Source organism: Nocardioides sp. NPDC059952 (genome assembly GCF_042730435.1).
GTDB lineage: Bacteria > Actinomycetota > Actinomycetes > Propionibacteriales > Nocardioidaceae > Nocardioides.
Genome location: NZ_JBHWLY010000099.1, coordinates 1 through 13,305 on the forward strand (window position 1 = coordinate 1; position 13,305 = coordinate 13,305).

Here is a 13,305-nt window from a genome sequence, read left to right on the forward strand (position 1 = left end):
GTCCCGCGGCCAGTCCCCCCCCCCCCCACTCGACGAGGTCAGTTGGTCGGGGGCTGCGAACCCACGACCCACATCGAGAAGAACTGCGACCCGCCGCCGTAGGCGTGGCCGAGGGCGCGGCGGGCGCCGTCGACCTGGTGCTCGCCGGCGCGGCCCCTGACCTGCAGGGCGGCTTCGGCGAAGCGGAGCATGCCGGAGGCACCGATCGGGTTGGAGGAGAGTACGCCGCCGCTCATGTTGACCGGCAGGCTGCCGTCGAGGGCGGTCTCGCCGGCCTCGGTGAGCTTCCAGCCCGCGCCCTCGGGGGCGAAGCCGAGGTTCTCGATCCACATCGGCTCGAACCAGGCGAACGGCACGTAGATCTCGGCACAGTCGATCTCGCGGGCCGGGTCGGTGATCCCGGTCGCCTTCCACAGTGCCGCCGCTGCCTCGCGTCCCGCCTGCGGGTTGACCTGGTCGCGCTCGGCGGCCGAGGTGGGCTCGGAGCGCATCACGGTGCCGTGGATCCAGGCGGGCGCCTCGTACGTCTTGGCGACGTCCTCGGCGGCGATCACCATCGCGCAGGCGCCGTCGGAGGACGGGCAGGTCTCGTCGTAGTGGATCGGGTCCCAGAGCATCTGGCTCGCCAGCACGGACTCCACAGTGGTGCCTTCGTTGTGCAGGTGCGCGTAGGGGTTCTTCAGCGCGTTGTTGCGGTCCTTGGCCGCGACGATCGCGCCGATGTGCGAGGGTGCCTCGGAGCGGCGGATGTAGGAGCGTACGTGCGGGGCGAAGTAGCCGCCCGCGCCGGCGTGGACCGGCATCACGAACGGGATCGGCACCGAGAGCGCCCACATCGCGTTGGACTCCGACTGCTTCTCGAAGGCCACCGTGAGAACGCGCTTGTGGACGCCGGCCTGCACCAGCGAGGAGGCGACGATGGCGGTCGAGCCGCCCACCGACCCGGCGGTGTGCACCCGGAGCAGCGGCTTGCCGGCCGCGCCCAGCGCCTCGGCGAGGTAGAGCTCGGGCATCATCACGCCCTCGAACAGGTCCGGTGCCTTGCCGATGACGATGGCGTCGATCTCGTCGAAGGTCAGTCCGGCGTCTTCGAGCGCCCGGTCCATCGCCTCACGGCACAGCCCGGCCATCGAGACGTCCTCGCGCTTCGCGCGGTGGTGGGTCTGGCCGATCCCGATCACGGCGGCTGGGGTCTTGCCCATCAGTTTCGTCCTTCCATCACGCACACGAGGTTCTGCTGCAGTGCGGGCCCGCTGGTCGCGTGGCCGAGCACCTTGTCGGCCGACCCGTCCCAGATCCGCTTCGCGGCCTCGCCGATCCGGATCGCTCCGGCGCTGAACATCGGGTTGGCGGCGAGCGCTCCACCCGAAGGACTGACCGCGACGTCGTCCCCGAGCCCGAGTGCCGAGCGCAGGACGAGCTCCTGGTGGCTGAACGGCGCGTGCAGCTCGGCGACCTGGACACCCGCAGTGCCGCCGGCGGCAGCCGCTGCCCGCTCGGCCGATCCGGAGATGGTCAGGTCGCGGGTGCCGAGGTGGAGACCGTCGGAGCTGTGCGCGATCCCGGTGATCCAGGCAGGACGCTGGTTGGCGTCGTACGCCCGGTCGCCGGCGGCGAGCACGATCGCGGCCGCGCCGTCGGTCACCGGAGCACAGTCGTGCTTGCGCAGCGGGTCGGCGAACATCGGCCGGGCGAGCAGCTCGCCCACCGAGGAGCCGCCGGCACGGACGGCGTACTCGTTCTTCTCCGCGTCGGTCAGCGACCGGTTGACGACCTCGGCCAGAGCGGTCTCGTCCCAGAGTCCGGCGTCGAGCCCGAGGCGCGCCTGGAGCGCGGCCAGGGAGACGGTGTCGGGCCACAGCGGCGTCATCGTGTAGGGGTCGAGCTGCAGCGTCAGCGTCCGGCGCAGCACGCCGGCCGACGCCTTGCCGAAGCCGAAGACCAGCGCGGTGTCGACCTCGCCGGTCTGGATCTTCAGCCAGGCCTCGTAGAGGGCCCAGGCGGCGTCCATCTCGACGTGCGACTCGTTGACCGGAGGCAGCACCCCGATCGCGTCGATCGCACTCACGAACGAGAACGACCGGCCGGCCAGGTAGTCGGACGAGCCCGAGCACCAGAACCCGATGTCCTTCTTGGCCCATCCGGTCTGCTCGTAGCACTCGGCCAGGATCGGCACGAGCAGCTCGGCCATGCTGGGCGACCCGTCGAAGTCCTTCATCTGTCGCTGGGCGAACCCGACGACGGCAACGTCTCTCACTGAGCGCTCCTCACAGGTGGTGCTTGTAGCTGTCGAAGTCCGCGTCCGGCTCGTCGGCCGGCGCGAAGTGGCTGATGTTCTCGATGCTGGTGCCCCACTCGTCGCGCGGCTTCCAGACCGCCTCGACCCGCATGCCCATCCGGACCTCCTCGGCCGGGATGTCCAGGATCAGGTGCTGCAGCGCGATGTCTGCGCCGTCGAGGAGGACGTACGCGGAGACGTAGGGCGGCTTGATCTTCTGGCCCAGGAACGGGACGTTGACGATGCAAAAGGTGGTCACCGTGCCGACGTGGGAGAGCTCGATCTCCTCCGCGGTCGGCACTCCGTCGGTCGGGCAGGCGCCGCGCGGCGGGACGTAGACCTTGCGGCACTTCGGGCACCGCTGGCCCAGGATCCGACCCTCGGCCAGGCCGCGGAAGAACGAGGACTCCTCCGGCGAGGCCGCGTAGTGGTAGTCGAGGCTGACCGGGGTCACGATCCGGCTGACCTCTTCGCTGTCGCCGGCAGGCGTGGTGGCCTCGCGGGCGCCGCCGTCGTCGGGCTCGAAGACCAGGTCGTTGACCGACCCGGTGCGCTCCTCGGCCCAGCGGGCGCGGACCTTCATCCCGGTCTCGATGTCGTCGGGGGAGGCGACCTCGACCGCATGCAGCCAGGGGGTGTCGGCCCCGTCGACGGTGATCAGGGCCCACGCGAACGGCTTGTCGAACGGCTGGCCGGCGACGGGCTCGCTGACCCAGGTCCACGAGGCGACCGTGCCGGTGTCGGGGAGCTCGACGAACTCGGTCACGGCCTGGTGCGTGACCGGATCGTACTCAGGTGGTGGGACGGCGACTCGACCGTCGCCGAGCCGGCCGCCGACGATGGTGGCGTCTCGCAGCCCGGTGAGGAAGCGGCCGATCACCGGGCCTGTGGATCTGGTGTAGTCGAAGGCGACCGTCACGGGTGCCTGAAGGGTGCGACTCATGCCGCCACCTCCGTTGCGCACGCGCCAGGATACGGAGGTGGCGGCAAGAGGGCTTCTATGTTCACTCGCTGGCGCTCGTTCATGACAGAAAGTGAAACACGTTCTAGTATTGGCCACAACCCGTAAGAGGCGACGAAGGAGTCGATGAGAGTGAAGCTGGGGCTACAGCTGGGCTACTGGGGAGCACAGCCACCGACCGGGGTGGGCGAGCTCGTCGCCGCCGCGGAGGAGGCGGGGTTCGATGCGATCTTCACCGCCGAGGCGTGGGGGAGCGACGCGTTCACGCCGCTGGCCTGGTGGGGCCGGGAGACCTCGCGGGTCCGGCTCGGCACCTCGATCGTGCAGATGTCGGGACGTACGCCGACCTCGATCGCGATGCACGCGCTGACGCTCGATCACCTCTCCGGTGGCCGGTTCGTCCTCGGGCTCGGCGTGAGCGGTCCGCAGGTGGTCGAGGGGTGGTACGGCCAGCCCTTCGGCAAGCCGCTGGCCCGCACCCGCGAGGTCGTCTCGATCGTCCGCCAGGTGCTTGCGCGAGAGGCGCCGGTGACCAACGACGGGCCGCACTACCCGCTGCCGTTCACGGGCGAGGGTTCGGTCGGGCTCGGCAAGCCGCTCAAGCCGATCGTGCACCCGCTGCGGGCCGACATCCCGATCTGGCTCGGCGCCGAAGGCCCCAAGAACGTTGCGCAGACCGCCGAGATCGCCGACGGCTGGATCCCGATCTTCTACACGCCGCGGTCCGCCCCGATGTACGCCGACTGGCTGGCCGAGGGCTTCGCGCGACCCGGCGCGCGGCGGACCGCCGACGACTTCGAGATCGCCGCGACCTGCCACCTCCAGGTCGTCGCGAACGCGGAGGAGAAGCAGGCGACGCTCGAAGCGATGAAGCCGTTCGCGGCCCTCTACATGGGCGGGATGGGTGCCAAGGAGCAGAACTTCCACAACCAGGTCTTCGAGCGGATGGGCTACGCCGAGCTCGCCGGCCAGGTCCAGGCCCTCTATCTGACCGGCGAGAAGGAGAAGGCCACCGCGCTCATCCCCGACGAGCTCGTCGACGACCTGCACATCATCGGCACCGAGGGCGAGGTACGCGAGAAGGTGGCCCAGTGGGAGGAGACCGGTGTCACCACCCTGCTGCTGAGCCTCGGCTCGGCCGCTGACGTCCATCGCATCGCCGAGGTGATCGGATGACGGAGGTCTACGCCGTCACCGGGTCGGCCTCGGGGATGGGGGCCGCGGTGGTCGAACGGCTCCTCGCCGCTGGGCACCGGGTGATCACCGTCGACATCGCCGAGGCCGATGTCGTCGCCGACCTGTCGACGCCTGAAGGCCGTCGCGACGCCACCGAGAAGGTGCTCGCCGCGTGCGGCGGCCGGCTCGACGGGGCCGTCCTCGCGGCGGGTCTCGGGCCTGCGCCGGGCCGGGAGCGGCCGGCGCTGATCACCGAGGTCAACTACTTCGGCGTCGTCGAGCTCCTCGAAGGCTGGCGCGAGGCGCTGGCCGCAGCCGGTGGCGCGAAGGTCGTGGTGTTCTCGAGCAACTCGACCACGACGATGCCGCTGGTTCCGAGCCGGGCGGTGGCCGCGCTGCTCGAGGGCGACGCGGAACGGGCAGTGAAGGCGTACCGGATCTTCGGGAAGGGGGCGCCGGCGATGGCCTACGGCGGCTCGAAGGTCGCGGTGACCCGCTGGGTGCGGCGACACGCGGTCGAGCCGGACTGGGTGGGAGCAGGGATCCGGCTCAACGCGATCGCACCGGGCGCGGTGCTGACGCCGTTGCTGGAGAAGCAGCTGGCGACGCCGAGCGAGGCGAAGCAGATCAAGTCCTTCCCGGTGCCGGCCGGAGGCTACGGCGACCCGGGCCTGCTCGCCGACTGGGTGATCCACATGCTCGGCCCGGCCGCGGACTTCATGGTCGGCAGCGTCGTGGTGGTCGACGGCGGCACCGACGCCTGGTTCCGGGCCGACGACTGGCCGCGGCCGGTGCCCGGCAGGCGGCTGCGGGGCTATCTGCGCAGGATGCGCGAGTTCAGGAAGGTGCGCGCGTGACCGATTCCACGACCGACCCGCTGGCTCCGGCGACGCTGGGTCCGGTGACCCTGCGCAACCGGGTGATCAAGGCGGCGACCTTCGAGGGCGCCTCGCCCGGGGCGCTGGTCTCGGACCGGCTCATCGACTACCACCTCGCCGTCGCCGAGGGCGGCGTCGGGATGACCACGGTCGCCTATCTCGCGGTGGCCCCGGAGGGACGTACGCATGCCGACTGCATCTACTGGCGCCCGGAGGCGCTGGTCGGGCTGCGGCGGCTGACCGAGGAGGTCCACGCGACCGGCGCCAAGGTCTCGGCCCAGATCGGACACGCGGGGCCGGTGGCCAACGCCAAGTCCAACGGGGTGCCGTCGCTGGCGCCGACGCGGTCGTTCAACGCGCTCGGGATGGCGTTCAACCGCGCCGCGACCGCGGAGGACCTCGCCCGGGTGGTCGAGCAGCACGCGGCCGCGGCACGGATGGCGGTCGAGACCGGGTTCGACGCGATCGAGGTCCACCTCGGCCACAACTACCTGCCCAGCTCGTTCCTCAGCCCGCGCCTCAACTCGCGCACCGACGAGTTCGGCGGGTCGCCGGCCAACCGGGCTTCGTTCCCGCGCCGGATCCTGGCGGCTGTGCGGGAGGCGGTCGGGGGCCAGGTCGCCGTGCTGGCCAAGATGAACATGCGCGACGGCTACCGCGGCGGGTTCGACCTGCCGGAGTCTCTCGACTTCGCGCGGCTGCTGGAGGCCGACGGTCACCTCGACGCGCTCGAGCTCACCGGCGGCTCCTCGTTCATGAACCCGATGTACCTCTTCCGCGGCGATGCCCCCTACCGCGAGATGGCGGCCAACATGCCGCTCCACCCGGTGATCAGGATGGGCATGCGGATGGTGGGGAGGGGCTTCTTCAAGGAGTACCCCTACAAGCCGCTCTACTTCCTCGACAACGCCCGCGAGTTCCGCCGCGCCCTCACGATGCCGCTGGTGCTCCTCGGCGGGGTCACCGATCTGACCGGGATGCGCACCGCGATGGACGAGGGCTTCGAGTACGTCGCGATGGCCCGCGCGCTGCTCCGGGAGCCGGATCTGGTCAACCGGCTCCAGGCTGACCCCGAGACCGTGTCGAGATGCATCCACTGCAACCTGTGCATGTCGACCATCTATCCGGGGACCCACTGCCACCTCGACACCGACCACGTCTACGGTGAGGCCACGCCGTCGCCTCCGTAGCGCAAGCGCGAGAATACGGACGCGACGGCGGGTTGTGCTGATGGTTCACTCGCTGACGCTCGCTCACCCCATCCTGCTGCCCCCATCCTGACCGTGAGGATCCAGATGTCGATGCACTACGGACGTTCCCAGCACCCGCAGGCGCCTCCCGGATACGTCCACGACGACATGACCAAGGCCGAGATCAAGGAGCGCGAGGCCACCCTGGTCCCGCTGACCGACTCGGTGCGCAGGCTCGTCGACGCGGTCGTGCGCACCCAGGTCCCGGACGCGGTCCTCGAGGACGTACGCAGCCGGGTCGAGGCCCTGACCGACGACCTGCTCGCGGACGCGCTGCCGGGGCCGCACGGGGTCCGGTTCGGGCCCGACGGAGGCTTCCGCAACTACGGCAACCCGGTGGTCGGGAAGGGGAACGCCTTCGCCCCGCCGCTGGCGGTCCAGCGCGACGGTGAAGCCATCTGGGCCGACTTCGAGCTCGGCCCGGCGTACGAGGGCCCGCCCGGACTGGTCCACGGTGGTGTCTCCGCGCTGATCCTGGACCAGTTGCTCGGCGAGGCCGCCTCGGCGGGTGGTCGCCCCGGGATGACCGGCACCCTGACCATCGTCTATAAGCACGGCACCCCGCTGGGTCCGCTGCACGGTGAGGCGCGGATCGTTTCGACCGAGGGCGTGAAGGCGATCGTACGAGGCCGTCTGCTGACCCGGCCGGCCGACGGCTCCGAGCCGGTGCTGTGCGTCGAGGCCGAAGGGATCTTCATCCTGCCGCGCTGGGCACGGCAGCAGGTGGACGGCGGCGACCGGGAGCACGTCGGCGACGCCTGAGACTCCCGCTTCAACCTCTAGAACACGTTCTAGTTTCGCGGTAGGGTGCGGGCATGGATACCAGCCGCATCGGTCCCCACAACGGTCATCTGATGGTCTCGGCGCTCGAGCGCCACAAGAACCGTCCGATCATCCATCTCGGCGACGTGAGCCTGACCGGGGCGGAGGTGTCGGCCCGGATCAGCCAGTACGTCCAGGCGTTCGAGGCGCTCGGCGCCGGCACCGGCTCGGCGACCGCGCTGCTCGCGCTCAACCGTCCCGAGGTGCTATTCATCCTCGGTGCCGGCCAGACCCAGGGTTTCCAGCGCACCTCGCTGCACCCGCTGGGGAGCGCCGAGGACCAGGCGTATGTGATCAACGACGCCGGCATCACCGGCATCGTCATCGACCCCTACTTCGCCGATCGGGCGGTCGAGCTGCTCGAGCTGTGCCCCGGGCTCAAGCAGGTGCTCACCATCGGGCCGGTGCCGTCGCAGCTGGCGGAGGTCGGGGTCGACCTGGTCGCTGCCGCGGCGACCTACGAGGTCGAGCCGCTGACCGCGCGGCTGCTGCCGCCCGGACACGTCACCTCGATCACCTACACGGGCGGGACGACCGGGAAGCCGAAGGGCGTGATCGGGCTGGCCGGGTCGTTCGCGACGATGACCCAGGTGCAGCTCTCGGAGTGGGAGTGGCCCGAGGCGCCCCGGTTCCTGATGTGTACGCCGCTCTCGCACGCCGGCGCCGCCTTCTTCGTGCCCGTCGTGATCAAGGGCGGCACGCTCTTCGTGATGCCGAAGTTCGACCCCGCCGCCGTCCTGGAGACCATCGAGCGGGAGAAGATCTCCTCGCTGATGGTGGTCCCGACCATGCTCTACGCGCTCCTGGACCACCCCGACTCCCGCACCCGCGACCTGTCCTCGCTGGAGACCGTCTACTACGGCGCCTCCGCGATCAACCCGGTGCGCCTGGCCGAGGCGATCGAGCGGTTCGGGCCGATCTTCGCCCAGTACTACGGCCAGTCCGAGGCGCCGATGGCGATCACCTACTTCGCCAAGGGTGACCACGTGAACGCCGACGGCACGCCCGCGACCCACCGACTCACGTCCTGCGGCCGCCCCTCGGCGCTCGTGCGGACGGCCCTGATCGGCGCCGACGGCACCCCGGTCGCTCCGGGCGAGCCCGGCGAGATCTGCGTCGCCGGACCGCTGCTCTCCGGTGGCTACTGGCAGCTGCCGGAGGTCACCGCCGAGACGTTCAGGGACGGCTGGATGCACACCGGCGACGTCGCCCGCCAGGACGAGGACGGCTTCTGGTACATCGTCGACCGCACCAAGGACATGATCGTCACCGGCGGCTTCAACGTCTTCCCGCGCGAGGTCGAGGACGTCATCGCGACCCACCCCGCCGTCGCCCAGGTCGCCGTCATCGGCACCCCGCACGAGAAGTTCGGCGAGGCGGTGACGGCCGTCGTCGTCGTACGCCCCGGGGCCGCTCTCGACGACGCGGTCGTCGCCGAGATCCAGGCTCTGGTCAAGGAGCGGAAGGGCTCGGTCCAGGCACCGAAGACGGTCATCGAGATCGACGCGATCCCGATGACCGCCCTCGGAAAGCCCGACAAGAAGGCCCTGCGGGCACGCTACACTGACTCCTGATGGCAGCCGCGACGACAACGGGCTACGGGGTCGTCGCCAAGACCCTGCACTGGCTGACCGTCGCCGCGTTCGTGCTGCAGTTCGTGGTCGGCTACTCGATGTCGACGGAGACCGACTGCGACCCGCCGGGGGAGGACCGCAGTGGCGGCGACACCTCCGATGCGGAGGAGGAGCGCCTGGACCGCCTCGAGGAGGCGTGTGAGGCCCGGACGGGTGAGGAGAGTGCGCTCGCCACGGCCTGGGCCGACCTGTGGGACGGCCGGATCGGCCTCGACGGCATCGCTCTGCCCGAGCTGCACCTCCTGCTCGGCCTGGCGATCCTGCTGCTGGGCGCCCTGCGGCTGGGATGGCGTCTGATCGCCTCGCTGCCGCCGTGGGACCCGCGACTGACCGCGGCCGACCGGCGGGTCGCCCATGTGACCGAGCGGGTGCTGCTCGCGCTGATGTTCGTCGTCCCGGCCACCGGTCTCGCGCTGGTGGCGGTCTCCGACGACCTGGTCGCCCTGCATGTAGCGGCCCACGTCGCGTTCTTCGTCGCGATCGGCGTCCATCTGCTGCTGGTGCTGCGCCGTGGGCTGCTTCCCCGGATGCTCCCGGGGCTGCGTACGTGAAGGGGCGGGCCTGAGGCTCAGCGTCCCTTGAACTCGGGCTTGCGCTTCTCCAGGAAGGCCTTGGGGCCCTCCTTGGCGTCCTCGGAGGCGAACACGGCGGCACCGACCTTGGCGTCGTCGGCCCAGGCCTCCTCCTCGTGCTTGCCCTCGGACTCGCGCATGGTGCGGAGGATCGCCTGGACGGCCAGGGGCCCGTTGGCGGCGATCATGTCGGCGAGCTCGTGGGCCTTCTTGAGCGCGGTGCCGTCGGGGACGACGTGGCCGATGAGTCCGAGCTCCTTGGCCTCGGGCGCGAGCAGCGTACGCCCGGTCAGGAGCAGCTCGGCGGCGACGGTGTAGGGGATCTGGCGGGGGAGCCGGACCGCGGAGCCGCCCAGCGGGTAGAGCGACCAGCGGGCCTCGGCGACGCCGAACTTGGCCGACTCGCCGGCGACCCGGATGTCGGTGCCCTGCAGGATCTCGGTGCCGCCGGCGATGGCGGGACCCTCGACGGCCGCGATGAGCGGCTTGGTGAGTCGGAATCCCTTGAGCAGCCCCTTGATCACCGTCGGGTCGAAGCCCTCCTTGAAGGACTCCGAGGGCGGCTTCTCGTCCGCCTTCTTCAGGTCCATCCCGGCACAGAAGTAGCCGCCGGCGCCGGTCAGGATGCAGACCCGGATCTCCGGGTCGGAGTTCACCCGGTCCCAGGCGTCCTCCATGATCCGCATCATCTCGGAGGAGAGGGCGTTGCGGCGCTCGGGACGGTTCATCGTGACGATGAGCTTGTGGCCGTCCTGCTCGACGATCGCGTGCGGCTGAGCAGAAGTTTCTGTGATCGGCATAACACCAGACCCTAGCGGAAAACTGAAACGTGTTCTAGTCTCGCAGTCATGGCGCTGAACCTTGCTGACCTCTTCGAACACGCCGTCGACGCCGCGCCTGAGAAGGTGTCCGTCCAAGTCGGCGAACGCACAGTGACTTACGCCGAGCTCGAGCGTGAGTCCAACAAGCTGGCCCATTACCTGGCCGGCCAGGGGATCGGGAAGGGCGATCACGTCGGGCTCTACTCCAAGAACTCCGTCGAGCACGTCATCGCCCTGCTCGCGATCCTCAAGACCCGTGCGGTGGCGATCAACGTGAACTATCGCTACGTCGCCGCCGAGCTGGAGTACCTCTTCGGCAACGCCGACCTCAAGGCACTGGTCCACGACCGTGTCTACGCGCCGCTGGTCGCCGAGGTCGCCCCGAAGCTGGAGGGCCTGACGACGTTCGTCGCCGTCCCCAACCCGCTCGAGCCCCACGACGACTCCGACCTCAGCCCGTTCGGCGGTGTCACCCTCGAGGAGGCGTTGGCCGGGCAGTCCGATGCCCGCGACTTCGGCGAGCGCAGCGCCGACGACATCCACGTCATCTACACCGGCGGCACCACCGGCTTCCCCAAGGGCGTGATGTGGCGCCACGAGGACTTCTGGCGCGTGCTCGGCGGCGGCATCGACTTCATGACCGGCGTGCCGCTGGAGGAGTACGACCAGTCCAAGCAGGCCGCCGGCGACGGGCTCATCACCCTGCCGCTCAGCCCGCTGATGCACGGCGGTGCCCAGGCGAGCCTGCTCATGCACCTCTTCGCCGGCCAGGTGACGATCCTGGAGCCGAAGTTCGACCCGGTACGCACCTGGGAGATCGTCGACCGCGAGAAGGTCCAGATGATGTTCATGACCGGTGACGCGATGGCGGTGCCGCTCATCGACGCGTACGAGGCCGGTCCCGGAAACGGGCAGAGCTTCGACGGCCAGTCGCTGTTCGCCATCGCCTCCAGCGCCGCGATCTTCTCCAAGTCGGTCAAGGAACGCTGGATGAGGGCCTTCCCGAACGCGGTCTTCACCGACTCGGTCGGCTCGACCGAGACCGGCTTCCAGGGCACCGGCCTGCAGGACGCCTCCGCGCTCTCGACCGACGGCCCCGTGGTCACCGCGGGTCCGCACACTGCCGTCATCGGTGACGACGGCCACCCCCTCGACCTCGCCACCGACGTCGGCAAGATCGGCCGCACCGCGCGCAAGGGCCACGTGCCGGTCGGCTACTACAAGGACCCCGAGAAGTCGGCGAAGACCTTCGTGGAGATCGACGGCGAGCGCTACGCGATCCCGGGCGACAACGCCCGGATCGAGGAGGGCGGCCGCCTCACGCTGCTGGGCCGAGGCTCCAACTGCATCAACACCGGTGGCGAGAAGGTCTACCCCGAGGAGGTCGAGGCCGCTATCAAGGCGCACCCCGACGTCTACGACACGCTGGTCGTCGGCATCCCCGACGAGCGCTTCGGCCAGGCGGTCGCCGCGGTCGTCGAGCCGCGACCGGGCGCGACCATCGAGCTCGAGGGGCTGCGTACGTTCCTGCGGGCTCACCTGTCCGGCTACAAGCTGCCGCGTGCCCTGACGATCGTCGATGAGGTCCCCCGCAACGCCACGGGCAAGGCCCAGTACCCCAAGGCCAAGGAGATCGCCCTGGCCACCCAAGCGACCGCAACAGAGCAGGACCCCGAAGGAGCAAAGGCATGATCCGTACGGCACTGTGCGAGGCGTTCGGGATCGACTACCCGATCTTCGCCTTCACCCCCTCGGAGCACGTGGCCGCGGAGGTCTCCAAGGCCGGCGGGCTGGGCGTGCTGGGCTGCGTACGCTTCAACGACGCCGAGGAGCTCGACCGCACCCTGACCTGGATGGACGAGAACACCGACGGGAAGCCGTACGGCGTCGACGTCGTGATGCCGATGAAGGTGCCGACCGAGGGCACCTCGACCGACCTGTCCGCCTATATCCCGGCTGAGCACACCGAGTGGGTCGACAAGACGCTGCTCTCCCTGGGCGTGCCGCCGCTGCCGGAGGGGGAGGGGCGCGAGGGCGTGCTCGGCTGGCTGCACTCGACCGCGCGCTCGCACGTCGACGTCGCGCTGCAGCACCGGCCGGTGCTGATCGCGAACGCGCTCGGCACCCCGCCCAACGACGTGATCGAGAAGGCCCACGAGCACGGGGTGAAGGTGGCCGCGCTCGCCGGTGCCCCGAAGCACGCGGTGTCGCACGTCTCGAACGGCGTCGACATCATCGTCGCCCAGGGCTATGAGGCCGGTGGGCACACCGGGGAGATCGCCTCGATGGTGCTCCAGCCCGACATCGTCGACGCGGTCGGGCCGGATGTGCCGGTGCTGGGTGCCGGCGGGATCGGCTCGGGCCGTCAGATCGCAGCGTCGCTGGCGCTGGGTGCGCAGGGCGTCTGGACCGGCTCCATCTGGCTCGGCACCTCGGAGTACCGCAACCTCAACACCCACGCGGGCTGGGAGAGCGCCTTCACCCGCGCCACCTCCGCCGACACCCGCCGGATGCGGATCTACACCGGCAAACCGGCCCGGCTCCTGAAGTCGAAGTGGACCGACGCCTGGGAGGCCGAGGGCTCCCCGGCGCCGCTGCCGATGCCGCTGCAGAACCTGCTCGTCTCCGACGCCCACAACCGCATCAACGACGCCGGGGACCCGGACGTCGTCGCGATGCCGGTCGGACAGATCGTCGGCCGGATGAACGAGGTACGCCCCGTCGCCGCGGTCATGGCCGACCTCATCGCCGAGTTCGAGGCGACCGTCAAGCGCCTGGACGCGATCGCCGAGGGATAGCCCGCAGCACCACGAAGGCGGCGGCGCGGGGGCCCCCGCCCGCGCCCTTATAAATACCAAATAACGGGGGGGCCTTAAAAAAAACCCAAAAACACAACAAGGGAGTTAGTGACGC

At 70.1% G+C, this 13,305-nt stretch carries 12 protein-coding genes; 8 read left to right on the forward strand and 4 right to left on the reverse strand.

The features are described 5' to 3' along the window. Positions 1 to 38: 38 nt before the first annotated feature. Genes ACFV9G_RS27590 through ACFV9G_RS27600 form a run of 3 tightly spaced genes read right to left on the reverse strand, consistent with a single transcriptional unit; the run spans position 39 to position 3,221 of the window. On the reverse strand, positions 39 to 1,202 hold the full coding sequence (locus ACFV9G_RS27590; protein WP_378732176.1) for a thiolase domain-containing protein: 1,164 nt from the start codon (positions 1,200 to 1,202) through the stop codon (positions 39 to 41). Further along, positions 1,202 to 2,257: a thiolase domain-containing protein gene (locus ACFV9G_RS27595; RefSeq protein ID WP_378732179.1), complete on the reverse strand. Its 1,056-nt coding sequence runs from the start codon at positions 2,255 to 2,257 to the stop codon at positions 1,202 to 1,204. Before ACFV9G_RS27595 ends, ACFV9G_RS27590 begins: the two co-directional genes overlap by 1 nt. 10 nt (positions 2,258 to 2,267) lie before the next feature. Then, positions 2,268 to 3,221: a Zn-ribbon domain-containing OB-fold protein gene (locus tag ACFV9G_RS27600; RefSeq protein WP_378732182.1), complete on the reverse strand. Its 954-nt coding sequence runs from the start codon at positions 3,219 to 3,221 to the stop codon at positions 2,268 to 2,270. 144 nt (positions 3,222 to 3,365) lie between these two features. Between ACFV9G_RS27600 and ACFV9G_RS27605 the strand changes: the two genes are divergently transcribed. The 6 genes from ACFV9G_RS27605 to ACFV9G_RS27630 all read left to right on the forward strand — a co-directional run bounded on the left by ACFV9G_RS27605 (position 3,366) and on the right by ACFV9G_RS27630 (position 9,550). Continuing rightward, positions 3,366 to 4,415 carry an LLM class F420-dependent oxidoreductase gene (locus ACFV9G_RS27605; protein ID WP_378732185.1) on the forward strand — a complete coding sequence of 350 codons (1,050 nt, stop codon included), beginning with the start codon at positions 3,366 to 3,368 and terminating at the stop codon, positions 4,413 to 4,415. Next, positions 4,412 to 5,272 (forward strand): SDR family oxidoreductase, encoded by an 861-nt coding sequence (locus ACFV9G_RS27610; protein ID WP_378732188.1) that lies wholly within the window; start codon positions 4,412 to 4,414, stop codon positions 5,270 to 5,272. The genes ACFV9G_RS27605 and ACFV9G_RS27610 overlap by 4 nt, the downstream gene beginning before the upstream one ends. After that, entirely contained in the window at positions 5,269 to 6,483 is a 1,215-nt protein-coding gene (locus ACFV9G_RS27615) for an NADH:flavin oxidoreductase (protein WP_378732191.1), read from the forward strand. Before ACFV9G_RS27610 ends, ACFV9G_RS27615 begins: the two co-directional genes overlap by 4 nt. 105 nt (positions 6,484 to 6,588) lie before the next feature. Continuing rightward, positions 6,589 to 7,305 (forward strand): PaaI family thioesterase, encoded by a 717-nt coding sequence (locus ACFV9G_RS27620; protein WP_378732195.1) that lies wholly within the window; start codon positions 6,589 to 6,591, stop codon positions 7,303 to 7,305. 53 nt (positions 7,306 to 7,358) lie between these two features. Continuing rightward, positions 7,359 to 8,939: a fatty-acid--CoA ligase FadD8 gene (gene fadD8 / locus ACFV9G_RS27625; protein ID WP_378732198.1), complete on the forward strand. Its 1,581-nt coding sequence runs from the start codon at positions 7,359 to 7,361 to the stop codon at positions 8,937 to 8,939. Then, positions 8,939 to 9,550, forward strand: a complete 612-nt coding sequence (locus ACFV9G_RS27630; RefSeq protein ID WP_378732201.1) for a cytochrome b/b6 domain-containing protein — start codon at positions 8,939 to 8,941, stop codon at positions 9,548 to 9,550. Before fadD8 ends, ACFV9G_RS27630 begins: the two co-directional genes overlap by 1 nt. Before the next feature lie 17 nt (positions 9,551 to 9,567). Here ACFV9G_RS27630 and ACFV9G_RS27635 read toward each other — a convergent pair whose 3' ends face one another. Continuing rightward, on the reverse strand, positions 9,568 to 10,371 hold the full coding sequence (locus ACFV9G_RS27635; protein ID WP_378732204.1) for a crotonase/enoyl-CoA hydratase family protein: 804 nt from the start codon (positions 10,369 to 10,371) through the stop codon (positions 9,568 to 9,570). A 48-nt stretch (positions 10,372 to 10,419) separates the two neighbouring features. Here ACFV9G_RS27635 and ACFV9G_RS27640 point away from each other — a divergent pair, with 48 nt between their 5' ends. Then, complete coding sequence (locus ACFV9G_RS27640; protein WP_378732208.1) at positions 10,420 to 12,084, forward strand: acyl-CoA synthetase; 1,665 nt, start codon at positions 10,420 to 10,422, stop codon at positions 12,082 to 12,084. Continuing rightward, positions 12,081 to 13,190, forward strand: coding sequence for an NAD(P)H-dependent flavin oxidoreductase (locus ACFV9G_RS27645; protein ID WP_378732211.1), 1,110 nt, complete (start codon positions 12,081 to 12,083; stop codon positions 13,188 to 13,190). Before ACFV9G_RS27640 ends, ACFV9G_RS27645 begins: the two co-directional genes overlap by 4 nt. The last annotated feature ends 115 nt before the right edge of the window (positions 13,191 to 13,305 follow it).